The organism is Caballeronia sp. S22, from assembly GCF_964261745.1.
GTDB classification, from domain to species: Bacteria; Pseudomonadota; Gammaproteobacteria; order Burkholderiales; family Burkholderiaceae; genus Caballeronia; species Caballeronia jiangsuensis.
In genome coordinates this window covers 637,748-663,479 of sequence record NZ_OZ180038.1, presented here as the reverse complement: position 1 = coordinate 663,479, position 25,732 = coordinate 637,748, and the positions used below count along the sequence as shown (strand labels likewise).

Below are 25,732 nucleotides of genomic sequence, written 5' to 3'. Positions count from 1 at the left end.
TTCGAGTGCTCGCGTTGATCGAGCAATTCGCCCTCATACTACCCGCGACGAACCCGGACTGCTTCAGCCGAAGACCGCGCGATTCGCCGTCACGAATGCCTCGACGGTCTGCGGGGCGGTTCCCGTCACGCGCTCGATGATGCCGTCAGTGCCCTCGAAGACGCCGTTCTGATAATCGACAGCCACCTCGACGAAATGCTGGATGGTGAAATCCGGCAGGTCGTAGTGGCTCAGATGCTCGCGATAGCCGTCGAGCGTCGCCGGGCGGTAGACGATTTTCCTGCCCAGCACGTCGCTCATCACGGCGGCGATCTCCGCCTGATTCACTTGAACCGGGCCGCACAGCTCGTAGGTCTTGCCGACGTGGTCATCGGGATTGGCAAGCACGGTGGCGATAAAGCGCGCCTGATCGTCCGCCGCGATGGGCGCATGCCGGCCATCGCCGAACGGCAACGCGATCTCGCCGTCGCGAACGATCGTGTCCCGAACCCACGGAAAGACCAGCCACTCGGAGAAGAACGTCGGCCTGATGTGCACGGTCGGCACGCCCGCCCAGTCGAGCACGCGCTCGGCAATCCAGTGGTCCCGCGCCGCGTGGCTTTTCGCGTTTTCGCGCGCCGAGATCTGCGACATGTTCACCACCGCTTTCAATCCCGCGCGGCGCGCCGCATCGGCGAAATAGGCGGTCGCCTGGATGAAACCGGGACGAACGGGATAACAGAGATACGCCGCGTCCATTCCATCGGTCGCGCGGATCGCGTCATCGTGCGAGAGAAGGTCGCCGGTCATGATTTCAGCGCCGGCTTGCCTAAGCGCCTCGCTGCGATCGTCCTCCTTGCGAACGAGCGCGCGCACTGCGTGACCACTGTCGAGAAGATTCCGCACCGTGTGAACGCCTGTCTTGCCGGCAGCGGCCGTGACCAGAATCTTGTGTTGTTCCATGATGAATCTCCGTTTGGATGTTCGATGAATTCTCTAAAAGTGCATATGCACTATTCTGAGCGCAGAGATTTGCTGCCACTACGCTTTCGATCGATACTGCACTGATCTGGATGTTAGTCATAATCCAGAAACGAAGCAACTTTTCGTGACTCAACTCAGAATTGCCAGACGCGCACCAATGGAAAACAGGTAGCGGGATTACACTTGCCCGCCAATGCAGTGTGGAGATGCAAATGGGTCATTCGCAGGCACAGAAGGTCGAGACACGTCAACGCATCGTTGAAGTGGCGGCAAGGCGATTGCGTGAGCGCGGCGTCGATGGCGCGAGCATCGCCGACCTCATGAAGGAGGCCGGACTCACCGTAGGCGGTTTTTACAAGCACTTCGCTTCTCGCGATGAACTCGTGCGAGAAGCGTTCGAGCACGCGCTGCGAGACATCGAGTCGTGGCAGGCATCCATCCCGACCGATCCGCAACGGGCAATGCGCGCGTATCTGTCCGGGTCGCACAGGGACAACATCGAACGCGCCTGTCCGGTTTCGGCGCTGGTCAATGACATGAGCCGCTGCGCGGGCGCGACGCGCGAGGTGTACTCGCTTCGGGTCGAGAAAATCGTGGGGCTGATTGCTCAGGCATCGCCCGCGCTGCTCGACGCAACGAAGCGCGCGGAGGCGTTCCACATATTGAGCGCGTGCGTGGGTGCGGTGACGCTGTCGCGGGCCGTATCGGACCCGGAGCTGTCCAATCAGATTCTCGATGGCGCGCTGAGCGGCGTGCTCGCGATGCTGTCTTCCGAGCGCGACGCCAGCGCGGCCCAACAGCGTGCGTGATTGCGTGAGCCGCGTTCACCGATTTGGTGCCACGCGCCCAGGCTCAAACACTTGCAACCCCACTTACTTGCGGGCAATCGTCCAATGATGCCGGTAAGCGTGTACTGTTCTACTCGGACGATGATGCGAACTCGAAAGTTCGAGCCGTCGCATCGATAGACTGTCCGTCATCGTTGTCTCGCCTGCAAGAACGTCGAAGCCGGCGCCGGGTCACAAACCCGGCCCGGCATCCTGCTCCACACCTTCTCACGAGTGAGGATTAATCATGCCGTTCGTCACGACTAAAGATAACGTCGAAATTTTCTATAAAGACTGGGGGCCGAAAGACGCGCAACCCATCGTCTTTCATCATGGCTGGCCGCTTTCCTCCGACGACTGGGACGCGCAGTTGCTGTTCTTCGTGCAGAAGGGCTATCGCGTGGTCGCGCACGACCGGCGCGGGCACGGCCGCTCGTCGCAGGTCTCCGAGGGTCACGACATGGACCACTACGCCGCCGACGCCTTCGCGGTCGTCGAGGCGCTGGACCTGAAGAATGCCGTGCACATCGGACACTCGACGGGCGGCGGCGAAGTCGCCCGATATGTCGCGAAGCACGGCGAACCGGCGGGACGCGTCGCGAAGGCCGTGCTCGTCAGCGCGGTGCCGCCGCTGATGCTGAAGACCGAAGCCAATCCGGAAGGCCTGCCCGTCGAAGTCTTCGATGGCTTTCGCAAGGCGCTCGCCGACAACCGCGCGCAGTTCTTCGTCGATGTTCCCGCCGGTCCTTTCTACGGATTCAATCGACCGGGCGCGACGGTTCATCAGGGCGTCATCCAGAACTGGTGGCGTCAGGGCATGATGGGCAGCGCGAAGGCGCATTACGAGGGCATCAAGGCGTTCTCGGAGACGGACCAGACGGAAGACCTGAAGTCGATTTCCGTGCCGACGCTCGTCCTGCATGGTGACGACGACCAGATCGTGCCTATCGGCGACGCTGCGCTGAAGTCCATCAAGCTGCTGAAGAACGGTACGCTGAAGACGTATCCCGGCTATCCGCACGGCATGCTCACGGTCAACGCGGACGTTCTCAACGCCGACCTGCTCGCATTCGTGCAGGGCTGATCGGGAGATAGCGAGCCGGTATCGACGCCGGCTCGCACCTCAAAGCGTCAGTCTGAAGCTGCGCGCGAGCAGTCCCGGCAGCCGCAAGCCGCCGGTCGAGCGTTCGCTCCATGTCGAGTCGTTCAGGAGCAGTTCCGGCGTCGCGCCGAGCCGCTCCAGCTCGCTGCCGAGCAAGCGATAAAGACTGTCGTCGAAGCGCATCGCATCGATGGGCGCGACGATCTCGCCGTCTTCCACCCAGAACGTGGCGAAGCGCGTCATGCCGGTCAGCCGGCAATCCATCCGGTCGGAAAAATTCACGTACCACAGGTTGCCGATATACAGGCCCGTGCCGATCGCGGCGAGCACGTCGGTATCGGCGAGATCGCCTGCCTGCATCGAGAGCGAAACCGGCATCTCGTTCGCGAGCGCTCCGTTGGGACGCAGGCCATATTCGCGGGCCGTCCGCGCGCTCGTGAGTTGCTGCGCGCCGCGTCCCGCCTCGATGAGCGGCACCGTCTCGCGCCGATAGCCGTCCTCGTTGAAGCGCGGCGCGATGCCGAGATCGAGATCCTCGATCAGCGTGACGCGCTCGTCCAGCGCGACGTCGCCGCGATTGAGCCGATAGAGTTCGCTGCGCGCCGTCGCCTGCTGCCGGGCCGAGAACGCCGTGAAAGACGCTGTGCCGATCAGTTCGGCGAGCGCACTCGGCGCCAGCCACGCGCGATACAAGCCCGGCTTCAGCGTGCGCGGCGCGCGGGCGAGCACCGGCATGCGTGCCGCGGCCTCCTCGATCTTTCTCGCGAACGTCTCGTCGCTCCATTGCTCGCTCGCGTACGTCGTCTTGATCGCGCGCCCGCTCGCATCGTAGAGAGACCAGCTGAAATTGAAGTTTTCGACTTCGTGCCAGCCGCGACTGCCGCCCGACGACGCGAAGCCGCGCACCAACGCGCCGCCCGCATAGAAGCCGACGAAGTCGAGCCCGGCTGCGCATCGTTCGACCACGCTCAGGAGCGTTGCGATCTCCGGCAGCGCGCCGCGTCGCTGCGTGGTCTGCGTCCAGGTCGAAGTATCGACGAGCAGATGAGGATCGGGGCTCGCATCCCGAAGCGCCTCGCGCAGTCCGTCGAGCGCGCCGGCGACGGCGTCGCGATCCACGTTCGAATCGCCGCATATCGTGAGCGTCGAATAGGCCTGACGCTCGTCCTCGATGAGCCGCACAGTCAGCGTGCCCTGCGACACATGGCCGATCTGACGCACCTTGCCCGCATTGAAGCGCACGAAGTCCGATTCCTCGGCGGCAAGCGTTGTCAATGACATTTCGCCCGGCGCGAGCCGCTCTTCGATGACGTCGGCGAGCATCAGGAAATGGCGTTGCCAGTCCATCGTCGCGGCGTTCATCGCGTGCCTCCGAACACATCGACATCGCGGAACACGCACGCGGGCGATGCGTGGCCCACGCGCGCGATCTGCATCGGCTCGCCCTTGCCGCACAGCGCCGTGCCGTAGACGCCGCGCGTCTCCTCGTTGCCAACGGCGGCAAGACTCCGCCAGAAACTCGCCGATATGCCTCGATACCCCGGCTGCCGCACCACTTGCGTGAGCTCGCCGTTCTCGATCAGTTGCCCGAACTCGCAGCCGAACTGGAACTTGTTGCGATGATCGTCGATGGACCACGACGTATTGGTGCGCATGAGAATGCCGCGCCCGATGCCGGCGATCATCTCGTCGAGCGAACTCGTTCCCGGTTCGATGTTGAGATTCGCCATGCGGTCGATAGGCGGACGGTTCCAGCTCGATGCCCGCGAATTGGCGACGCCCGCGATGCCCGCGCGCTGTTGCGAGAGCGCGCCGCCGAGCGCGCGTTCGAGCACGCCGTTGCGGATCAGATAGTGTTTGTCGGCGGCGGCGCCGTCGTCGTCGAACGCGTAGGCCGCGGCCTCGCCGGGCAACGCTGGATCGAACGTGACATTCAGCAGCGGCGAGCCGTATCGATAATTGCCGAAAAACGCCGGTTTCACGAAGCTCGATCCGGCGAAGTTGCGTTCGTCGCCGAGAATGCGGTCGAGTTCGAGCGGATGCCCGATCGACTCGTGAATCTGCAGCGCCATCTGATCGGGCATGAGGAGCAGGTCGCGCACGCCGCTCGGACAGTTCGGCGCGGCGAGCAGCGCAAGCGCCTCGCGCGCGAGCCGCTCGCCCGCGCCATCGAACCCGAAGTGATCGAGTATCGCGACGCCGCCTTGCGCGATGGTTCCGTAGTCGCCGCCGAGCGTGCGGACCTGCGTATCGCCGTCGGCATGCGCGGCGACCGAGAACTGTGGCATCACGAATCTGAAGCGCTGCTCGATGCGCACGCCGTCGCTCGTGAAGAAGATCTGCTCGCTCTCGATGACCTGCACCGACGCGACGCGCTCGACGATGCGTGCGTCGATGCGCGCCGCCGCGCACTCGTGCGCGAGCCTTGCGAGCCATTCGCGCGGCGTCGGAAGCGCAGTCGCCATATGCGGCGATTCATACGCGCCGCTTCGCGACGGACGCGCGACGCGCCGATGATCGACGAGCGAAAGCCGCGCGCTCGCCTCGGCGCGGCGTGTGGCGATGTCGAGGGCCGCCTGCAAGCCCGTCGCGGACAAGTCCGGCGTCGCCGCATACCCCGCGCCCGCGCCGCGCCATGCGGTGAGCATCGCACCTCGGTCGCGCACGCGGCGCAAAGGCTGGGCCACGTCGTTGCGCACCTGATGATCGTCCGTGCGTTCATCGACGAAGCGCACGGAGTAGAAGTCCGCGTCGCTTGCGAGCGCGCGGACGCGCTCGTCGAGCCGTTCATCGGTCATGTCGGTTTCCGTGTGTGGCCGCCGTCGCGCGCGGCTCTCATATGCGATTCGCAAAGCGCGCGGCGAGCGCGGCCCTGAAACGGGCGGCGATCTTGCCGAAACCCGCGCCGGTGGGATGCAGTTCGTTGGCCCAGTCATCGGGCGCGAGCGTGCCTTGCGTCTCGACCAGCACCATGTCGTTGGCGGGATCGCTGGCGAGCCGCTGAAGCATCGCGCGGAACTGGACGAGGATCGTCCTCACGATCAGCGTGCCGGGCGCGAGGTCCGGCCAGCCGCGATCCACAAGCGATGGACGAAGCCACGGTCCGGCGAGATGGCAGGCCGAGATGCCGTTGGGAATCGCGAAGTCGTAGGCGTGCACGAAGATGGGCGCGTGCGGCGCGAACCGGTCGCGGGTGCGGATCAGATCGAGATAGGCGCTCTCGACCACGCCGAAGATATCCGCGAGCCGCTGGTTATCGACGCCTCGCGCGGGATCGTTGCCGACCGCGCTCGCATCGTGGAGCCAGAAGCGGAACTGGTCGCCGACGACATCGTTGCCGCCGCCGGAAAAAAGCAGCGCATCGATATGTCCATTGGCCTTGTCCTGCAACTGGGCGATGAGGCGGTTGCGCTTGTTCACGCCGAGGAGTGTGGTGGTCGCGTCGCTGTAGTGCGCGAGCTTGAGGATCATTGGCGCGGGATTGCCGGTGTCCTTGAGCGCTTGCAACACATCCGTGGCGTGAAGCGGGTCCGGCAGCGGATAGTCGAACCAGGAATCGCCGTCGCCGATGAGATTGAGCGGCGCGGGCGCGCCGGCCTGACGCGCTTGCAGCGCTTTCGCCTGCCGCACTTCGTGCTGATGTGCCCTCACGCGCGTATTCAGATCCTGCTGGATCTGCTCCTGCCAGTTCTCGTAGAGGTTGCTCGCCGGACCTGTCATGGCGTGTCTCCGATGCGCGCGTTCACGCAGACATTCTATCGTCGCGGCGTGCTTTCGATGAAGACGTTGAGGATTGTTGAGCAGACAAGCGGTCCGATGCGCCGTCGAAAGACGAGTTGTACACTCGAAAAGAACGAACGAGGACCGCGATGGCGAAGCGCACACCGGAGCCGTGGTATCACCCGCCGCAGGAGGAAATCTGCGCGCTGTGCGGGCGCGCGGTGCCGCCATCGGAACGCGATCTGCATCATCTCGTGCCGAAGTCGCAAGGCGGCAGGCAGACGGCGGTGCTGCATCGCATCTGTCATCGGCAATTGCATGCGCTCTTCACCGAAAAGGAACTGGCGCAGCGCTATTCGACCGTCGATGCACTGCTCGCGCACGAAGCGGTGCATAGCTTCGTCGAATGGGTGAAGACCAAGCCGGACAGTTTCTATCAGCGCACGCGGCGCGCGCGTGCGCGCTGACAGCGCGCATCACTGCACGCAGGAAAGCTCGCTCCGGTAGGCCGTCATGCCGAAGCGCTGAAGGATGAAACTCTCGACGACCAGCCGGATATCTGCTTCGCGCGGCCGCGTACCCCAGCGGCTGTTTCCCGCTACCGACGCCACCGTGAACCATGACTGCGGCGGAAACAATTCGACGCGCAACATGCCGCGTTCGAAGATCCTGAGGCGCCCCGTATCGATATGAAACTCGGCGCTGACCGCGCCGCCCGGCATGCCGATGCTTGCCGTGATTGCCTTCACCTTCATGGTCTCGCTCTCTCAAAGTTCCGGCGCCGCGCGCAAGGTTTTATCGTCTTCAAGCGCGGGATAACCTTATGACGCTCATCTCCGATCGGCTAGCCCCATTAAGCAGGGAGTCGAAAGAAGGGCGCACGATTGTCAAATTCTCCAGCAACGCAATTGCGCAGTCCTTTCGAAAGGCATAATCGCGCGGCCATTTCGGCAGAGATCTTCTTATAGGCATACAGTATCGGCGTTGCGTTTCGCCGCCGAAATATCGGCGCAATCGGCAAGTCGCCCGCAACGCGTGCGGTGCATGACGGCGACTGTTCGCTGCCGCACAAAACGATCTCCTGACACGTCTCATCAGCCGGCCTTTTTGCATCGCGCCGGGGCCGGCTCGTTCACGAAAGATTCAAACCAAAGAGGGAAGCACAATCATGCTGAAAGCGTATTCCTATGCAGCCGCCGCAGCCGACAAGCCACTCGGCCCGCTCGAAATTCAACGTCGCGATGTCGGTCCGAACGACGTGCGCATCGACATTCTGTTCTGCGGCGTGTGTCACTCCGATCTGCACATGGTGAGAAACGAATGGGGCGGCTCGAACTATCCGGTCGTGCCGGGACATGAAATCGTCGGACGCGTCGCGCAAGTCGGTTCGGATGTGTCGAAGTTTAAGGTCGGCGATCTCGCCGGCGTCGGCTGCATGGTGGATTCATGTCGCGTGTGCGCGTCCTGCCAGGAAGGACTGGAGCAGTTCTGCGACGGCCCCGATAGCTTCACGCAAACCTATAACTCGCCGGACAAGAAGTCGGGCGGCTTCACGGCGGGCGGCTATTCGACGAGCATCGTGGTCGACGAGGCGTTCACGCTGAGCATCCCCGAAAACCTCGAACTCGCGGCCGTCGCACCGTTGCTGTGCGCGGGCATCACGACCTACTCGCCGCTGCGCCACTGGAACGTTCAGAAGGGGCAGAAAGTCGGTATCGTGGGTCTCGGCGGCCTCGGTCACATGGGCGTGAAGATCGCCGCCGCGATGGGCGCGCATGTCGTGCTCTTCACCACATCGCCGGGCAAGATCGAGGACGCGAAGCGTCTGGGCGCGCATGAAGTCGTGATCTCGAAAGACGCGGATCAGATGGCGGCGCACGCGAACAGCTTCGACTTCATTCTGAACACGGTGGCCGCTTCGCACGATCTCGATCAGTTCATGGCGCTGCTCAAGCGCGACGGCACGATGACGCTCGTCGGCGCGCCGGAGCATCCGCATCCGTCGCCTTCGGTGATGAACATGATTTTCAAGCGCCGCTCGCTCGCGGGCTCGCTCATCGGCGGCATCGCGGAGACGCAGGAGATGCTCGATTTCTGCGGCAAGCACGGCATCACGTCGGACATCGAGATGATTCGCATGGACGAGATCAACAAGGCGTACGAGCGCATGTTGAAGAGCGATGTGAAGTACCGCTTCGTGATCGATATGGCGACGATGGAAAAGTAAGCGCGCGGTTCAGCGGGGCGCGTTCATCGTCGCGCGCATGCGTTCGACGAAGCGCTCCGTCACGGCGGGCAAGGTCCTGCCGCGCTTCTTCACGATGGCGATCGGCCGCACGAACGCCGGATGGTCGATCGCCTTCACCACGAGCCCCGGCTCGGCGCGCACCTCGCGCGCGGTTTCCGGCAGGATCGTCACACCCAGACCGCCGCGCACCATCGCGACGGCGGTCATCATGTAGGTCGGCTCGCACGCGATATCGAGCGCTTCGCGCGTTTCGCTGAGCGCCGCATCGACGACCGCGCGCACGCTCGTGCCCGGCGCGGTGAGCACGAGCGCGGAGCCGGTGAGATCGGCGAGGCCGATGCGCCGCTTCTTCGCGAGCGCATGCGCCTTCGGACACACCACGACGAGCCGATCCACGCCCGCGTGCAGCACTTCGAGCATCGGGTCGAGCACATCGCCGCCGGTCAGCCCGATATCCGCCTCCTCGTTGCGCACGAGCGCATTCACGGTGCTCGCCACCACATCGCGAATCTGAAACACGACGCGCGGCACTTCGCGCTTCATGCCGATGATCAGTTCCGGCAACACGCTCGCCGCAAAGGTAGGCAGGCACGCGATGCGGATCGTGCCGCTTTCTCCCTCGCCCATCGCGCGCGCATCGCGCAACACGTTCTCCATGTCGCGTAACGACTTGCGCAGGAGCGGCAGCAGCTCGCGCCCGGTCGGCGTCAGCGCGACATTGCGGCTATTGCGATCGAAGAGCCGCGCGCCGACCGCGTCTTCCAGCCGGCGTATCTGCACGGTGAGCGCGGGCTGCGACAGATGCAGCCGTTCCGCTGCCCGCGTGAAGCTGCCCGCCTCGGCCACGGCGACGAGCGCGCGGATATCGCGAAGATTCAGATCCATTATGGTTTTTGATAGCTGCGATCAAATCATTTCAATTGTGTTATCGCCGCTTCGAACTTACTCTCGACTCCATCAAAAGACAATATTCGGAGACAAGTTCATGCTGCCGTTGCTCGGCCTCGCCACCATCGTCGTCCTGCTCGGGGCGATTCTCTCGAAGCGCATGTCGCCGCTCGTCGCGCTCATCATCGTGCCGATCGCGGCTTCGCTGATCGGCGGCTTCGGCCTATCGACGAGCAAGTTCGTCATCGACGGACTGAAGAGCCTCGCGCCCGTCGTCGGCATGTTCGTGTTCGCGATTCTCTACTTCGGCACGATCACGGACGCGGGCACGCTCGATCCGATCATCGACCGCATCCTGCGCGCGGTCGGCACGAAACCGACGCGCATCGTGATGGGCACGACGCTGCTCGCGCTCCTGATCCATCTCGACGGCTCCGGCGCCGTGTGCTTTCTCGTCACCATTCCCGCGATGCTGCCGCTCTACGAGCGCCTGAACATGGACAAGCGCGTGCTGGCGGCGGCCGTATCGATGGCGGCGGGCATCAACTTCCTGCCGTGGACCGGGCCGATGATCCGCGCGTCCGCCTCGCTGCATCTGCCGATTTCCGCACTGTTCAATCCGCTGATTCCGGTGCAGATCATCGGTCTCGTGTTCGTGTTCGGCATGGCGCGGTGGCTCGGACGCCGCGAGGAAAAGCGCCTTGGTTATTCGAGCGCCAGCGGTTCGATCCCGCTGCCGAAGCGCGAACTCACGCCCGAGGAACAGGCGCTGCGCCGCCCGAAGAATTTCTGGTTCAACATCGTTCTGACGATCGTCGTGCTCGGCACGATGGTCGTGATGGGCGAGAAGATTCCGCCCGCGATCATGTTCATGGTCGGGCTGTGCATCGCGCTGATGGTGAATTACCCGAACGTCGACATGCAAAGAAAGCGCGTCGATGCCCACGCGCGCGCCGCGCTGATGATGGCGGGCATTCTGCTCGCGGCGGGCGTGTTCACCGGCATCATGCAGGGCAGCGGCATGCTGAAGGCGATGGCGCAGGCGGCTGTCGGCTTCGTGCCGCCCGCGATGGCCGGACACATTCCGGTCGTGCTCGGCCTCTTGTCGATGCCGCTCTCGATGCTCTTCGATCCCGATTCGTTCTATTTCGGCGTGCTGCCGGTGATCGCCGAAGTGGCGTCGCAACTCGGCGTGCCGGCCGTGCATGTCGGCCAGGCCGCGCTGCTCGGCCAGATGACGACCGGCTTCCCCGTGAGTCCGCTCACGCCCGCGACGTTTCTGGTCGTCGGCTTGTGCGGCATCGATCTCGCGGATCATCAGAAGTTCACGTTCCCGCTGCTGTTCGGCGCGTCGATCGTCATGACGATCGCGTGCGTCGTGCTGGGCGTGTTTCCGCTTTAATCCATACCGGACGACGTCATGAAAGACACCATCAGAATAGGCGCGGGCGCGGGCTATTCGGGCGACCGCATCGAGCCCGCCGTCGAACTCGCGGAGCACGGCGCGCTCGACTATCTCGTGTTCGAGTGCCTCGCCGAACGCACGATCGCGATCGCGCAGCAGGCGCGCCGCAACGATCCCGAACTCGGCTACGACCCGCTGCTCGAAGCGCGTATGCGCGCGGTGCTGCCGGTCGCGGTGAAGAACGGCGTGCGCATCGTCTCGAACATGGGCGCGGCCAATCCGCACGCGGCGGCGAGAAAGACCGCGCAGATCGCGCGCGAGCTCGGCTTGCATGGACTGAAGATCGCCGCGGTGACCGGCGACGACGTCCTCGATGCCGTCCTCGAATCGCGGCTGCGTTTCGAGGAATCCGGCGACGATGTGAGCGCGTATGCCGACCGCATTGTCTCGGCGAACGCGTATCTCGGCGCGGCGCCGATCGTCGATGCGCTCGCAGCGGGCGCGGATATCGTGCTGACGGGACGTGTCGCCGATCCATCGCTGTTCACGGCGCCGCTCATCCACGCGTTCGGCTGGTCGATGGACGACTGGAACACGCTCGGGCAGGCGACCGTCGTCGGTCATTTGCTCGAATGCGCGGGGCAGGTGACGGGCGGCTACTTTGCCGATCCCGGCTACAAGGACGTCGGCAATCTGGCGCGTCTCGGCTTTCCGATCGGCGAAGTGAGCGCGGACGGCGCGGTTGTCGTGACGAAAGTGCCGCACGCGGGCGGCTGTGTGACCGATGCGACGTGCAAGGAGCAACTGCTCTATGAGATTCACGATCCGGGCCGTTACTTTCAGCCGGACGTGGTCGCGGATTTCACGCAAGTTCGCGTGATGCAGGAATCGCACGACCGTGTGCGTGTGACGGGGGGATGCGGAAAGCCGCGCACCGATACGCTCAAGGTCTCCGTCGCCTATGCCGACGGCTACATCGGCGAAGGCCAGATTTCCTACGGCGGTCCGGGCGCGGTGACACGCGCGCGGCTCGCGCTCGATATCGTGCGCGAGCGGCTCGCGATCACGGGCGTCGATACGAGCGAGCTTCGCTTCGACCTGATCGGCGTGAACGCGCTGTATGGCGACACGCTCGCTTCTCAGCACGACGAACCGTACGAAGTGCGTGCGCGCGTCGCGGGCCGCGCATCGAACGCGAAGGAAGCGGCGCGCATCGGCAACGAGGTCGAAACGCTCTACACCAACGGCCCGGCGGGCGGCGGCGGCGTGACGAAGGCGACGCGCGAAGTCATCGCCGTGCAGTCCGTGCTGCTCGCGCGCGAGCATGTGAAACCCGTTTTCGAATTCGTGGAGGCAAGCGATGAAACTGCGTGAACTGGCGCACGGCCGCACCGGCGATAAAGGCAACACGCTGAACGTGTCGGTGATCTGCTTCGACGCGAAGCACTACGCGCATCTGCGCGCAGCACTCACGCCCGAGCGCGTGAAGGCCCATCTCGCCGATGTCGTGAAAGGCGATGTCGTGCGCCACGAACTGCCGCATCTCGGCGCGTTCAACTTCGTGCTCGGTCATGCGCTCGGCGGCGGCGTCACGCGTTCGCTCGCGCTCGACGCGCACGGCAAGTCGATGAGTTCGGCGCTACTCGATATCGAAATCGATACGAAAGCAGGCGATATTTCGTAGGAAGAAATACACGACCTGCCGCTACTTCAGATGTTGGGAAAGCTAACTGTTTAGGTAAAAAACGCCGTTCAACTATGGACAAAAACTCGCCAACTGCTAGCATGACGTTCTCGTTAGACTTTTTTACATTTTAGTTGTCTTTAGGTTCTAAGCGCCTGAATACAATCGAAATTGTTAAAGATTGTGCAATCGCCGGGACCTAATGAACACGAAGCGAAAAACGATACTTTCCATTTTTGGAACGCGGCCCGAAGCCATCAAGATGGCGCCCCTCGTAAAGGCGCTGGAAGCGGAACCCGGTATTCGTTCCGTCGTGTGTGTGACCGGCCAGCATCGCTCGATGCTGAAGCAAGTGCTGGATCTGTTCGACATCACGCCGCATCACGATCTCGCGGTCATGTCGGAGAACCAGACCCTGAACGGGCTGGCTTCGCGCCTCATTGCGTCGATCGATGACGTCATCACGAAGGAGCGGCCGGATCGCGTGCTCGTGCATGGCGACACGACCACCGCGACGGCGGGCGCGCTCGCCGCGTTTCACCGGCAGGTGCCTGTCGCGCACGTCGAAGCGGGCTTGCGCACCGGCGACATGAGCAGCCCGTGGCCGGAAGAAATGAACCGGCGCTTCGTCGATGTCGTGAGCGACATGATGTTCGTCCCGACGTCGCGTTCGCATGCGAATCTCGTGAAGGAAACGCTGCACGGGCGCGCGTTCGTCACCGGCAACACGGTGATCGATGCGCTGCACTCCGTCACGAAGCGCATCGATTCGCAGGACGCATTGCGCCGCTCGCTCGATGCGCGCTTTCCGTTTCTCGATCCATCGAAGCATCTGATTCTCGTCACCGGTCATCGGCGCGAGAGTTTCGGCCGCGGCCTGCGCGATATCTGCGCGGCGCTGGTGCGCCTCGCGAAGCGTCGCGACGTGCAGATCGTCTATCCGGTCCATCTGAATCCGAACGTACGTGCAACGGTGATCAGCGCGCTCGGCGGCGCGCCCAATGTGCATCTCATCGAGCCTCAGGACTATCTCGGCTTCGTGCGGCTCCTGCAGCGCGCGACGCTCGTGCTGACCGATTCCGGCGGCGTGCAGGAAGAAGCGCCCGCGCTCGGCAAGCCCGTGCTCGTGATGCGCGAGGTCACCGAGCGTCCCGAGGCCATCGACGCGGGCACCGCCGTGCTCGTCGGCACGGACAGCGACGCCATCGCCGCGACGGTGCATCTGCTTCTCGACGATACGGACGCCCGCGCGGCGTTCTCCCGCAACGTCAATCCGTACGGCGATGGACGAGCCTCGGCGCGCATCGTCGCGGCGCTCGCGGGCCGCCCCTTCGAGGAATTCCGACCCGTCACGCCGCGCGCAACGAAAGACGCGGTGCGTGTCACGCGCGAGGCATTCGCGTAGTCCTTCGGCTGCACACGCATAGCCTGTCGCGCGACGTGCATGTGCCTTCGCGGCCATCCCGGCACGTTGCGTCAACTTCGAGTCATCAACTTGGTCAACCACATCTTCAAGCGGCGCGGCCTGCGTGCCGTTCTGGCTTCAATCGCGCTGTTTGCGGGTCTGCAGCACGCAGCCTTCGGCGCGGCCACGACGGACACCGGCATCGCCGGCGCGCTCGGACGGCTCGGCGCCGACGTGCCGGAAACGCGCACCGTGACCTTGCGACAGCTCGGCCTCATCGAAAGCGTGACGCTCAACGCGCCCGACACGCGCCGCGAGTTCTTCCTGCCGGTGCCCGCCGGCGTGCCGATCACCGATGCCGCACTGCAATTCGACGGCGGCTATGTGCGCGGCGACGGCGGTCGCGTGACGATGCTCGTTTCGCTCGATGGCTCGCCCGTGCTCGCGCGCGCGTTCACGCAGGATGCGGGCGGCGTGTCGGTCAATCTCGGCGTCGATGGCGCGGCGCGTTCCACCGGTTTCGTGCGCATGGGCCTCGGCTTCGCGTCGGTGGTCAGTCAGGGCGAGTGCGCGGATCAAACGGCTATCGGCAACGTGCTGCGTGTCGATCCTACGACGCGTCTCACGTTCCGCTTCAATCCCGCCGACGTGCAGGACCTGCGCACCGCATGGAGCGCGCTGCCGTATGCGCCGGTGCTCGCGGTCTCGGGGCGCAAGCTTTCGACGAACGCATTCGACACCGCCTGGCGCACCGATGCGCTGCTGCAACGCGATGGAAAACGCCCCGTGATGCAGGCGCTTCCATCCGTGGGCGATATGGTCGATCTCACCGGCCTCGACGTGCCCGCGCCGCTGCGTAGTGTTGCCGCGTTCGCTGCGCTGGCGGCGGGCGGCAAGCACGCGATCGCCGACGACGCGGAACTCGGCGCGCTCGTCGCGCTCGGCGCGCGCTCGGCGTTCGGCCCGGACGTGGTCGTCACCGACGAAACGATGCGCAAAGCCATCGACCGCGCGCTCGACGCATTGCGCGCGCAGGTCGCGAGCACATCGGGCGATGCGCTCGCCGCCTTCGACGCATGGCGCAGGCAGACCGCGTCCCAATTGACGTCGCCGCTCGCGCCGGGCGAAGTGCGCGTCGCGCATGTGGGCGGCCGCGCGATGATCGTCGTCGGCGACACGCGCGGCATCGGCGCGCTCGCGCACGGCTGGCGTCCCATCGACGTATCGAATCGCGTGGTCGTGCATCGCATCGACGTGGCGCAGCAAACGCGCGGCGACACCATCGCGCTGTCCGATCTCGGCGGCGATCCGCGCAGCGTCGACGTGCAGACGGCCGCGTCCTGGGATGCGCGCTTCGATCTCGCCGCGGCGTCCGGCAACGGCCGCTTGCCGGAGCAGGTCGTGCTCGATCTCGCGGCGTCGCCGACGCTTTCGAACGGCGGCGCGACCGCGACCGTGTACTTCAACGACGTGATGATCGGCGCGAAACTCATCAACGTCGATGGCGCGCGTCAGCGTCTCGTCGCGCCGATTCCGCGTTACGCGCTCGCGCGCACCAACGATCTGCGCGTGACCTTCCGCCGCCAGCCCGACGGCGGCTGCCAGGCGCGCCAGACGTATCCCGTCGCCGTGCTGCCGTCGAGCCATCTGCGTCTCGCGAAAGGGACGCCCGACAACACCTTCGCGGGCATGGCGGCGCGCTATGCGTCGTCGGCGACGGTGTACGTGCCGCGCGCCTATCTCGACGATGCCCTGAACAGCGTGCCGCGCCTCGCCGTGCTGACCGGCGCGGCGGGCATCGCGCCGGTCTCGGCGAAATTCGCGGTAAGCGCGGGAGACGCGGCGGCGCAGCCCGACGGCCCGTTCCTCGCCGCCGACGTCAAACTCGCCGACGAGAAGAATCCCGCCGTCTATTCGGCCGAGCGTCTTTCGCTGACATCGCCCGCGGGCGACACGCTGCTCGACATGTCCGGGCTCTCGCGCGTCGCGGTGGTGAGCGTCGCGAGCGCGGGCGGCGAGAGCGGCCTCGTGTATCGATCGGCGGGCGCGGCGCCGGTGCTGACCGACAAGCTGCAGCTTTCGCGCGGCAATATCGCCGTGGTCGACGGCAGCGGCGTGCTCAAACAGTTCGACACGGTCAATCCGGAAGAGATGACCGACGAGCCCGCGTCGAGCGCCGACTGGGTCACGCGGCATTGGGCGCGCTGGGGCATTCCGGCCGTGCTCGTGGTGCTGCTGCTCGCACTGATCGCGCTCGCGGGCCACGCGCGCCGCAGACATCGCAACGCGCGCGCCGGCGACGACGAGGATCGCGCGTGATGCTGGAGGCGCTCAGGTGGTACGGCGAGCTCCTGCTCGCCGAGTACTACCAGGGACTCGAATACGTGGCCGCGACGGTCGCGGCGATCATCCTGCTTTCGAGCCTGGACGATCTCTTCATCGACATCTGGTACTGGACGCGCAAGCTCTGGCGGCGCGTGACGGTCGAGCGCCGCTATGCGCCGCTCACCGTCGAGCAGCTCTACGCGCGCGAGGAGCAGCCCATCGCGATCATGGTGCCCGCGTGGCAAGAGGACGACGTGATCGCCGCGATGATCGAGGATCTCGTGCGCGTGCTCGACTATCGCGCGTACACGGTGTTCGTCGGCACGTATCAGAACGATGCCGCGACGATCGCCGAAGTGGAGCGCATGCGGCATCGCTACAAGCATCTGCATCGCGTGGAAGTGCCGCACGACGGCCCGACGTGCAAGGCCGACTGCCTCAACTGGCTCGTGCAGGCGATCCTACATCACGAGTTCGAAGCGGGGATGGAGTTCGCGGGCATCGTGATGCACGACAGCGAAGACGTGCTGCATCCCGTCGAACTGAAGTTCTTCAACTATCTCCTGCCGCGCAAGGACATGATCCAGTTGCCGGTGGCGTCGCTCGAACGGCACTGGTTCGAACTGGTCGCGGGCACGTACATGGACGAGTTCGCGGAATGGCACGCGAAGGATCTCGTCGTGCGCGAGAGCCTTGCGGGCGCGGTGCCGTCGGCGGGCGTAGGCACGTGTTTCTCGCGCCGCGCGATTCTTACGCTCGTCGAAGAGACGGAGCAGCAGCCGTTCAACACCGAAAGCCTCACCGAAGATTACGACATCGGCACGCGCATCACGCGGCTCGGCATGCAGTCGATCTTTCCGCTCTTTCCCGTCGAGTTCACGACGCGGCGCAAGGGCTGGTTCGGCCTCGGCCCCGAGCGCGAAATCAGACTGACGATGCCGCTGTGCGTGCGCGAATTTTTCCCCGACACGTTTCGCACCGCCTACCGGCAGCGCGCGCGCTGGACGCTCGGCATCGGCTTGCAGGGCTGGGCGCTGACGGGCTGGAGCGGATCGCTCGCGAACCGCTATCTGCTGATGCGCGACCGCAAGGGCGTGGTGACGGCGTTCGTCGGCATGTTCGCGTATCTGCTCGCCGTACAGTTCATGCTGTTCGCCACGGCTTCGTATTTCGGTCTCGCGCGCGATTTTTTCCCGTCGCCGTTCATCGATTCGGTCTGGCTGCAGGCGCTGCTCGCCGCGAACTCCGTCGCGCTCGTGTTGCGCGTCACGCAGCGCATCATCTTCACGACGCGGCTCTACGGCTGGGAGCACGGTGTGCTGTCGGTGCCGCGCATGGTCATCAGCAACATCATCAATTTCATGGCGGTGGCGCGCGCGTGGCGGCTTTTCATCGTGCATATGGTGACGGGGCGGCGGCTCGCGTGGGACAAGACGATGCACGATTTCCCCAGCAACGAGGGCCTGCGCGACACGCGGCAGGATCTGGGCGAACTGCTCGTTTCGTGGCAGGCGATCGCGCCCGAACGGCTCGAAGAAGCGCGGCAGACCGATCACGCGCGCGAAGCGCCGATCGGCCGTGTGCTCATCACGCGCGGCTGGCTCGACGAGGAAACCCTCGCGGAAGCGATCGCGTTCCAGGCGGACCTGCCGCGCGGCCGGTTCGATGCGGCGCGCATGGACCTGACGCGCATCGCGACGCCCGAGACGCTCGTGCGGCTGCGCGCGCTGCCGCAGGACATCGATGCGAACGGGCACGCCGTGTTCGTCTGCGCGAGCCTGCTCGACGATGAGTCGCTCGCCGAATTGCGCGCGACGGCGGGCTGCCCGGTCGCGCTGCATATCGTGCGCGAGAGCGAGATCGCGGCGGGGCTGCGGATGCTGCGCGCGGTCGGCATGCCGGTCCATACGGGCGATGCCGAAGACGATGCGTCGCCCGCGCTTTCTGATGCCACGGCCGCGAGCGGCGTGCCTTTGCTCGGCGACATCATGATCGAAATGGGGCTCGTCACGCGCAGCGCGTTCGAGGCCGCGTTGCGGGACTATCGGCCGGAGCGGCACGGACGCATCGGCGATTACATGGTGGCGGAGCGGATCATCACCTCCGATGCGCTCACCGCCGCGGTCGCGGAGCAGCGCCGCCGCTATCTCGCGCGGGCCGGCATTCGATGAGCTCGCGTGTTCGCGTTGCGTTGTGCGCCGCGCTCGCGTTGTGCGCCGCGGCTGCGTCGCGTGCGGACGAAACCTTGCCGCTGCCTTTGAGCGGCGCGGCGTATCGCGTGGCGCGCGAGGCGTTCGCGGCGTACGGCGAGCATCGTTACGCCGATGCCATCGCCGGGGCGCGCGAGGCGATTCGCCAGCGGCCCGATGTCGCGGAACTGCGTCTGCTGCTTGCGAATTCGCTCGCGGCGCGCGGGCGTCTGAAAGAGGCGAGCCGTGTGCTCAGCGAAGCCATCGCGCAGCTCGGTCCGTCGCCTTCGCTGAGCGCGCGGCGCAGACAGATCGATATTCTGATTGCGTCGGGCGGTGCGGGCGGCGTGCCTAGCGATTTGCCGGAGCCGGCGCTGAAGGCGGCGCGCGCGGCGTATCGCGATTATGCGAAGAAGGATTACGCGTCGGCGGCGGCCGAAAGCCGCGAAGCCGTGCGCCTCGCGCCGCAGGCCGAGCGTCTGCGCTATCTGCTGATCGACTCGCTCGCCGCATCCGGCGACGATGCCGCCGCCTACGACGCCGCCGTCGATGCATCGACGCGCTTCGGCGACAGCGACGCGTTGCGCGAGCGGCGGCGCTTCATCGGCGACCGGCTCGCGCCGGATGCATCGAAGTCCGCGTATGCGGCGCGCGGGCGCGGCGATCTCGACGCGGCGCGAGGATTCGCGCGCAAGGCGGTCATGTATGCGCCCGCGCGGATGGATTTCCGCATGCAGCTCATCGAGATATTGTTCGCGCGCGGCGATCTCGCGGGCGTGGAGGCTGCGACGAGCGATGCAATCGCGATCGATCGTGACGATGCGCTTGCCTGGGCGCTGCACGGTTATGCCCGCGCGGCGCGTGGCGGCGATGCGGACGCCGACTTCGCGCACGCGCTTTCGATCGAGGCGAACGACGGGCGAAAGAACCGCGATGTCCGCGTCGCGCGCACGATCGTCGCGGACGTGCGGCTCGCGCAAGGCAACGCGCAGGCGGCGCTCGATGCGCTGCCGCCGGTCGCGACCCAAACGCCCGACGACGCCGACGCCGCGATCACGTTGCGCCGCCATCGCGCGCAAACGATGTTGCGGTTGGCCGCGACGCAGACAGCGCAAATCGATCCGCGCGCGCGTCCGACATTCGAGTGCCGCGAAGACCAGTTCGGCGCATCGTGCGATGTCTACGCGCACGATCCCGCGCTCGCCGCGACACGCGGAGCGCGTCTTGCCGAACGTCGCGGCGATCGCGGCGCGGCCATCGGTTTCTGGCGCACGGCGATTGCCGAAGTGCCCGACGATCCGCAGCCGCGCATTGCGCTGATCGATGCGCTCGCGGCGACGGGCCGCACGCGCGAGGCTTCGAACGAAGCGCGGGCCCTGATCGATGCGAACCTGCTCGATTCCATGACCGACACGCAGGCCGCGTTCATCGCGCAGCGCGCGGGCGACAGCGCGCTCGCACTGGATTACTTCGCGCGTGCCGATCGTGAGGGCAAGCTGCCCGCATCGGCGGAAGCGGACGCCGGCTACGCGGCGCTCAACCTGCGTCGCAACGAGGAAGGCGTGAGGTATCTGGAACGCGCGATCGACCATAGCGCGGATGCGCCCGCCGGCGAGGCGCTCACGCCCGAAGCGCTGAACGACGCGCGCGCGGCGCACGCCGAAGCGACGCGCAACTGGGGCTTCAGCGCGTCGGTGAACTATCGCGGCAGCGGTGCGCAGCAAGGTTTCGCGTTCGCACCGACGCCGGGCGTGTCGAACAACTGGCAGGCGGGCGCGGAGGCGTACTGGCGTCCGTTCGGCAGTCTCGGCGACCGCATGTTCGAGGTGTACGCGCGCGGCTACGAGAACTTCGGCGTGAAGGGCGGCGGTCCGTCGGGGGCATCGACGTTGCAGGCGGCGGTCGGCGTGCGCGTGAAGCCGTTCGCATCGGCGAATGCGATTTTCGCGATCGAGAAGATTCTGCCGATCGGCTCGGACGTGCGCTCCGACTGGCTCGCGCGCGCCGCGTATTCGAACGGTTTCGGCGACACGCGCAGGCTCGACGTGCCAAGCTGGTGGACGGGCACGGTCTACGGCGAGGCGGGCCATTACATCCAGAACGATTCGACCTACGCGACCGCGAACGCGCGTCTCGGCCGCACGTATCGCGTCGATTCGGTGAGCCCGCGCCTCACGGTGTTTCCGCATGCGGTCGTCGGCATGGACTACGATTCGGCGATCGATCACAGCGTGCCGGTGGGCATCGGCGCGGGCGTGGCGGCGCGCTACTGGTTCCGTGGCGGGCCGTATGACGCGCCACGCTCGTTCGTGGATGTGGCGGTGCAGTATCGCTTCCGCGTTGCGGGCGACGATCGCGCGAAAGGCGTGTTTTTCGGCGCGGTATTCTCGTACTGATGCCCTCCCTATTCTCCGTCCTCGTCATTGCGTGCTGCCTCGCGCTCGGTCCGGCTTCCGCTCATGCCGATGCCGCGCGCATGCGTCTCGTCGACGGCATCGTCTGGCAGCCCGACAATGCGCACGCCGATCCGCGCGGCGACTGGGACCGGCTCGGCGCGCATGAACTCATCGTGCAATGGACGGCGGTGGATGGCATCGCGTTCGTGCCCGGCGCCGGGTTGAGCGCGGCGCCGAAGATGCCGGACTGGGATCGCATCGGGCAGGAGCCGTGGGCGCGCAACGTGATCGTCGGACTCGCGGGCCGTTTCGACGAAGCGGCGGCGCGCGCGAACGTGGCGCAACTGGTCGTCGAATCGATGCGGCTCGCGGAGGCGCATCCGCCCGTGCATGTGACGGGCTACTACTTTCCCGTCGAGATCGATCCGACCTGGCAGAACGCGGGCGCGTTGCGCACGATGCTCGATGCGTTGCCGCGACCGTTGTGGATCAGCGTTTATGATCGCGCGAACGTGGGTGGCGCGGCGCTCGCGGAATGGCTCGATCAGTGGCTGCCGCGCGATGTGGGCGTGTTGCTGCAGGACGGCTGCGGCGTGTATGCGCGCGAGCCACGCGTCGCGCGGGAGTATGCGGACCAGATTGCGGCGAAGCTCGGGCGGCGTCGCGTGCGGATCATCGCGGAAGCGTTCCGGCCGCAAGTGGGCGGCGGATTTCGATCGGCGACCGTGGACGAACTAAAGCCGCAGATCGATGCATACCGGGGTTACAAAACCTATCTCTTCGATGGGCCGCATTACGTTTCGGCGGACATCGTGCAAGGGCTGCTCGATGCCTATCGACGGCATTAGCGGCCCATCGAAGCGTGACGCTTACTTGACCGACGCGGTATCGATTGCACGCGCCGAGTCACCAGGCAACACCGACGTCAGCACGCTGGCCGGCACATGCTGCGCCTCTTCCTTCGACACCGCGCCGACGAACTTCCATCCCGACGGCATCTTCACGAACGTGAAGCCGGTAGGCTGATCGACGAACACCGAATACGGCGCGGGCGATGCCGCCGTCGCCGTGGTTTGCGCGAACGACATCAGCGGGCTCATCAACAGCAAAGCAGCGGCAAGCGCGGACAAAGTCGATTTCATGACGACACTCCCAAGAAGGTTCCGATATTTATGTAACGATCGATACAGATATTTAAACATCGCCGGATGACGGCGTCCAGTTATTTTGTTACGATCGGCACATAATTCAGAATTTCAATGCGCATGACAATCGCTGGCACGCGCAAGGAGCGAGACATGTCGCCGGAAGTGCGGGAGACGCAGCACAAGACGCGCGGGCGGCCGCGCGCATTCGATCGCGAAGCGGCCTTGCGATGCGCGATGGAAGTGTTCTGGGCCAAGGGCTTCGACAACTGCTCGATGGCCGATCTCGTCGAGGCAATGGGCATCAACTCACCGAGCCTCTACGCCGCGTTCGGCAGCAAGGAAGACTTGTACCGTGAGGCGATCGCGCTCTATACGGATGCGGAAGGCGGCGTGGCGCTCAGGCAGTTGCAGGCGCACGAATCCGTGTGCGATGGCCTGCGCGCGATGTTTCGCGCGAGCATCGAGCTTTTTACCGGCACGCAGAATCCACGCGGCTGCATGATCTTTTTGGGCGCGATGTCCGTCGGCGCGGAGCACGCGCAGTTGCGCAGCGAGATGCAGAAGCGCAGGCGCAAGGTGGCGTCGATCGTCGCGCAACGGCTCGCGCAAGGCGTCGAAAATGGCGAGCTCGACGCGCGCACCGATGTTCAGGCGCTCGCCGCGTTGTGCATGACGCTGTTCGCGGGTTTGTCGATTCAGGCGCAGGACGGCGTGCGCCGCGCGGCGCTCTTCGCGGCGATCGATCAGTTCATCGACACGCTGCCGCTGCGCGCGAAACGCTGAACGCGCGATCGAGGCGCGCTGCGTGAAACGATCTCGGCCCACATATGTGGCCGCCGTTGCGCGCGCTCGCGGTGCGTCACGGCGACGTAACGAGCCAGATGCGCGGCGCGCGCCGTCCTTGACTTTCTAATCCATTACGCGCGAGCATGAGCAATCGCGCGGGGCTGCCGCGCGGGCATCGCCTTTGTACGTAGTACATACTTACATCTCACGCCGATGATGCCGCGCCCGTCCATGCCACGGCAACAGATCCGCCTTTGTCCGGCGAGCGACGGCGTGCGCATCGCGTACGCGACTTGCGGCTCCGGGCCGCCACTCATCAAGGCGGCGAACTGGCTCAGTCATCTGGAACTGGACTTCACGAGCCCGGTCTGGAGCCATCTGATGCTCGAGTTGTGCGGCCGCCACACGCTGATTCGCTACGATCAGCGCGGCTGCGGCCTCTCCGACCACGATGTCGCCGACATTTCCTTCGACGCCTGGCTGCGCGATCTCGAAACCGTCGTCGATGCGAGCGGCCTCGAACGCTTTCCGCTGCTCGGGATATCGCAGGGCGCGTCGATCGCCATCGCGTATGCGGTCGCGCATCCGGAGCGCGTCACGCATCTCGTGCTGCACGGCGGCTACGCGCGCGGCCGGCTCAAGCGCACCTGCGATCCGGCGATGCGCGAGGAAGCCGAAATGCTCGTGAAGCTCGCCGAACTCGGCTGGGGCAAGCAGAATCCGGCGTTCCGGCAGTTCTTCACGACGCAATTCATCCCCGGCGGCACGCCCGAGCAGCATCACTGGTTCAACGAGCTCGAACGCCTCACGACCACGCCGGGCAATGCCGCGCGCATCATGCGCGTCTTCAACGAAATCGACGTGGTCGATCTGCTGCCGCGCGTGCAATGCCCGACACTCGTGCTGCACGCGAGCGGCGACGCGCGCGTGCCCTTCGACGAAAGCCGCCTGCTCGCCGGGCAGATTCCCGGCGCGCGCTTCGTGCCGCTCGAAAGCGAGAACCATCTCACGCTCGAATTCGACGCCGCCTGGCAACGCTGGCGCGAGGAAGTGCGGGCGTTCCTGCCGTCGGCGCACGTGGCCGATCCCGCGTTTTCCGCGCTGACGCCGCGTGAGCGCGATATCGTCGAATTGATCGCGGGCGGCCGCGACAACGCGCAGATCGCCGCGCGCCTCGCGCTGAGCGAGAAGACCGTGCGCAATCACATCACCAGCATCTTCGCGAAGCTCGAAGTCGAAAATCGCGCGCAGGCGATCGTGCTTGCGCGTCGCGCGGGCTTCGACGCGCCCGCCTGATCCCTTCGGGACACACGTCCCCCTTCTTTGCCGCCAAAACACGATGTCCCGGTTCGCGACCGGGACATGCGCCTCATGTGCGAAAGCGCGGCTCTCCCGAGAATGGCTCGCAGAACGGTGACGCGACGAATCAACCTGCGCCGACCTGTTCGACGCAGCGCCGCCCGTGCGGCGCACATTTCATCGCAGTCACCGACGCAGAGTCATCCCGGAGTTTCTACATGAGAGCCGTTCAGCAACAGTCCAGCAAGATCAGCACGCAACAACGCTATGCGAAGTGCATCGAAGTGTCCCGCCGCATCCGCTGGGATATCGACCGCGACGTATTGCGCGGACGCCATTTCGATCCCGCGCACAAGTTCATGCCCGACGGGCTCACCCAGGTGAACCGCCTGCCGTTTCTGGACACGCGCGAACGCCGGCTCATGTCGCAGATTCAGGGCCGCACTTACGCCAACATGTTCGGCATGATCGAGCGTTTCGTCGGCGCGAAGATGCTGGAAGTCGGCCGCGATCACGCGCTCGGCGATCAGACCGCGCTCGAAGCGATCGTTCGTTTCACGGATGAAGAGCTGAAGCATCAGGAACTGTTTCGCCGCGTCGAGGCGCTGGCGGCCGAAGCGCTTCCTTCCGGCTACCGCTTCGTGCCGCAAGCCGACGAAGTCGCCGCGTTCGTGCTCGGCAAGTCCACGTGGTCGATTCTCGCGCTGACGTGTTGCGTCGAAATCGTCACGCAGGTGCATTACCGGCAGAGCATGGAAAGCGACGCGACGCTCTCGCCGCTATTCAAGGACATCTTCCTGTTTCACTGGAAGGAGGAGTCGCAGCACGCGATCATCGACGAACTGGAATGGATGCGCGAGGACGCGCGTATCGACGACGACGCGCGCGATGCCGCGATCATCGATCTGATCGATCTGGTCGCTGCGATCGACGGCATGATGCAGGCCCAAGCCGCCGCCGATGCTCACTATTTCGTCACGCTGCTGGACCGCGCGCTGTCAGAAGAGGAAGAGGCGCGCGTGCATGCGGGGCTGATCGATGCGTACCGCTGGCAGTACATCATCTCGGGCGTCGATGAAGCGCGCTTCGGCGAGATCCTGACGAGTCTGATCAGCGAGGCGCAGGGCGAGCGCCTCGGAGCCGCGCTCGCGCCGATGCGACGCCGCGCGCTCACAAGCGAGTTCGACGCGCTCGCTTGACGCGTTCAGTCTGAAGCACGAGAGGCCGGGCGGCAGCGCCCGGCCTCTGTCGTTTTTGAAGGCGATTCGTAAGCAAAAAGCGTTTGCTGCTTTGCAAAACGCTGAATTGGCGTGAAAACCTAGTCGTTACTGACGTACTGAAGTGCTT

The 25,732-nt window shown here is 65.3% G+C and carries 22 protein-coding genes; 15 read left to right on the top strand and 7 right to left on the bottom strand.

Annotation, left to right across the window (positions count from 1 at the left end; all coding sequences use genetic code 11):
- Positions 1–63 precede the first annotated feature (63 nt).
- The gene (locus tag ACEN42_RS29670) at positions 64–942 is read right to left on the bottom strand and encodes an NAD(P)H-binding protein (protein WP_371883294.1); all 879 of its coding nucleotides are present in this window, start codon (positions 940–942) and stop codon (positions 64–66) included.
- Positions 943–1,175: 233 nt separating this feature from the next.
- On the opposite strand from ACEN42_RS29670, the gene ACEN42_RS29665 reads away from it, so the two are divergent.
- Positions 1,176–1,772 carry a TetR/AcrR family transcriptional regulator gene (locus tag ACEN42_RS29665; RefSeq protein WP_371883293.1) on the top strand — a complete coding sequence of 199 codons (597 nt, stop codon included), beginning with the start codon at positions 1,176–1,178 and terminating at the stop codon, positions 1,770–1,772.
- Positions 1,773–2,037: 265 nt separating this feature from the next.
- On the top strand, positions 2,038–2,874 hold the full coding sequence (locus ACEN42_RS29660; protein WP_187603848.1) for an alpha/beta fold hydrolase: 837 nt from the start codon (positions 2,038–2,040) through the stop codon (positions 2,872–2,874).
- A gap of 39 nt (positions 2,875–2,913) precedes the next feature.
- Here the strand turns inward: ACEN42_RS29660 and ACEN42_RS29655 are convergent, their stop codons facing one another.
- The 3 genes from ACEN42_RS29655 to ACEN42_RS29645 are packed head-to-tail and all read right to left on the bottom strand — an operon-like array spanning position 2,914 to position 6,612.
- On the bottom strand, positions 2,914–4,254 hold the full coding sequence (locus tag ACEN42_RS29655; RefSeq protein ID WP_371883292.1) for a TldD/PmbA family protein: 1,341 nt from the start codon (positions 4,252–4,254) through the stop codon (positions 2,914–2,916).
- Positions 4,251–5,690, bottom strand: coding sequence for a TldD/PmbA family protein (locus ACEN42_RS29650; RefSeq protein ID WP_371883291.1), 1,440 nt, complete (start codon positions 5,688–5,690; stop codon positions 4,251–4,253). The genes ACEN42_RS29655 and ACEN42_RS29650 overlap by 4 nt, the downstream gene beginning before the upstream one ends.
- A gap of 37 nt (positions 5,691–5,727) precedes the next feature.
- Positions 5,728–6,612, bottom strand: coding sequence for an SGNH/GDSL hydrolase family protein (locus ACEN42_RS29645; protein WP_371883290.1), 885 nt, complete (start codon positions 6,610–6,612; stop codon positions 5,728–5,730).
- Between the two features lie 149 nt (positions 6,613–6,761).
- Between ACEN42_RS29645 and ACEN42_RS29640 the strand changes: the two genes are divergently transcribed.
- Complete coding sequence (locus ACEN42_RS29640) at positions 6,762–7,079, top strand: HNH endonuclease (protein ID WP_371883289.1); 318 nt, start codon at positions 6,762–6,764, stop codon at positions 7,077–7,079.
- A gap of 9 nt (positions 7,080–7,088) precedes the next feature.
- On the opposite strand, the gene ACEN42_RS29635 is transcribed toward ACEN42_RS29640, so the two are convergent.
- A complete protein-coding gene (locus ACEN42_RS29635) occupies positions 7,089–7,367 on the bottom strand; it encodes a hypothetical protein (RefSeq protein ID WP_187603853.1) in 279 nt (92 codons plus the stop codon).
- 413 nt (positions 7,368–7,780) lie between these two features.
- On the opposite strand from ACEN42_RS29635, the gene ACEN42_RS29630 reads away from it, so the two are divergent.
- The gene (locus ACEN42_RS29630) at positions 7,781–8,839 is read left to right on the top strand and encodes an NAD(P)-dependent alcohol dehydrogenase (RefSeq protein ID WP_371883288.1); all 1,059 of its coding nucleotides are present in this window, start codon (positions 7,781–7,783) and stop codon (positions 8,837–8,839) included.
- Positions 8,840–8,848: 9 nt separating this feature from the next.
- Here the strand turns inward: ACEN42_RS29630 and ACEN42_RS29625 are convergent, their stop codons facing one another.
- Positions 8,849–9,745: a LysR family transcriptional regulator gene (locus ACEN42_RS29625; protein WP_371883287.1), complete on the bottom strand. Its 897-nt coding sequence runs from the start codon at positions 9,743–9,745 to the stop codon at positions 8,849–8,851.
- A 100-nt stretch (positions 9,746–9,845) separates the two neighbouring features.
- Here ACEN42_RS29625 and ACEN42_RS29620 point away from each other — a divergent pair, with 100 nt between their 5' ends.
- The 8 genes from ACEN42_RS29620 (at position 9,846) to ACEN42_RS29585 (ending at position 22,000) form a co-directional block, all read left to right on the top strand.
- Positions 9,846–11,150, top strand: coding sequence for a CitMHS family transporter (locus ACEN42_RS29620; protein ID WP_371883286.1), 1,305 nt, complete (start codon positions 9,846–9,848; stop codon positions 11,148–11,150).
- 18 nt (positions 11,151–11,168) lie between these two features.
- Complete coding sequence (locus ACEN42_RS29615) at positions 11,169–12,527, top strand: acyclic terpene utilization AtuA family protein (RefSeq protein ID WP_371883285.1); 1,359 nt, start codon at positions 11,169–11,171, stop codon at positions 12,525–12,527.
- Positions 12,514–12,837: a hypothetical protein gene (locus ACEN42_RS29610; RefSeq protein ID WP_371883284.1), complete on the top strand. Its 324-nt coding sequence runs from the start codon at positions 12,514–12,516 to the stop codon at positions 12,835–12,837. Before ACEN42_RS29615 ends, ACEN42_RS29610 begins: the two co-directional genes overlap by 14 nt.
- Positions 12,838–13,039: 202 nt before the next feature.
- The gene (gene wecB / locus ACEN42_RS29605) at positions 13,040–14,242 is read left to right on the top strand and encodes a non-hydrolyzing UDP-N-acetylglucosamine 2-epimerase (RefSeq protein ID WP_371883283.1); all 1,203 of its coding nucleotides are present in this window, start codon (positions 13,040–13,042) and stop codon (positions 14,240–14,242) included.
- Positions 14,243–14,332: 90 nt separating this feature from the next.
- A complete protein-coding gene (locus ACEN42_RS29600; protein WP_371883282.1) occupies positions 14,333–16,561 on the top strand; it encodes a cellulose synthase in 2,229 nt (742 codons plus the stop codon).
- The gene (locus ACEN42_RS29595; protein WP_371883980.1) at positions 16,561–18,738 is read left to right on the top strand and encodes a glycosyl transferase family protein; all 2,178 of its coding nucleotides are present in this window, start codon (positions 16,561–16,563) and stop codon (positions 18,736–18,738) included. The genes ACEN42_RS29600 and ACEN42_RS29595 overlap by 1 nt, the downstream gene beginning before the upstream one ends.
- On the top strand, positions 18,735–21,152 hold the full coding sequence (locus ACEN42_RS29590; protein ID WP_371883281.1) for an NfrA family protein: 2,418 nt from the start codon (positions 18,735–18,737) through the stop codon (positions 21,150–21,152). The genes ACEN42_RS29595 and ACEN42_RS29590 overlap by 4 nt, the downstream gene beginning before the upstream one ends.
- A complete protein-coding gene (locus ACEN42_RS29585; RefSeq protein WP_371883280.1) occupies positions 21,152–22,000 on the top strand; it encodes a hypothetical protein in 849 nt (282 codons plus the stop codon). The genes ACEN42_RS29590 and ACEN42_RS29585 overlap by 1 nt, the downstream gene beginning before the upstream one ends.
- Positions 22,001–22,021: 21 nt before the next feature.
- On the opposite strand, the gene ACEN42_RS29580 is transcribed toward ACEN42_RS29585, so the two are convergent.
- On the bottom strand, positions 22,022–22,294 hold the full coding sequence (locus tag ACEN42_RS29580) for a hypothetical protein (protein WP_238294538.1): 273 nt from the start codon (positions 22,292–22,294) through the stop codon (positions 22,022–22,024).
- A gap of 156 nt (positions 22,295–22,450) precedes the next feature.
- Between ACEN42_RS29580 and ACEN42_RS29575 the strand changes: the two genes are divergently transcribed.
- The 3 genes from ACEN42_RS29575 to ACEN42_RS29565 all read left to right on the top strand — a co-directional run bounded on the left by ACEN42_RS29575 (position 22,451) and on the right by ACEN42_RS29565 (position 25,584).
- Positions 22,451–23,083, top strand: coding sequence for a TetR/AcrR family transcriptional regulator (locus ACEN42_RS29575; protein WP_371883279.1), 633 nt, complete (start codon positions 22,451–22,453; stop codon positions 23,081–23,083).
- 216 nt (positions 23,084–23,299) lie between these two features.
- Positions 23,300–24,382: an alpha/beta fold hydrolase gene (locus ACEN42_RS29570; protein ID WP_238294540.1), complete on the top strand. Its 1,083-nt coding sequence runs from the start codon at positions 23,300–23,302 to the stop codon at positions 24,380–24,382.
- Positions 24,383–24,603: 221 nt separating this feature from the next.
- The gene (locus ACEN42_RS29565; RefSeq protein ID WP_250485650.1) at positions 24,604–25,584 is read left to right on the top strand and encodes a hypothetical protein; all 981 of its coding nucleotides are present in this window, start codon (positions 24,604–24,606) and stop codon (positions 25,582–25,584) included.
- Positions 25,585–25,732 lie beyond the last annotated feature (148 nt).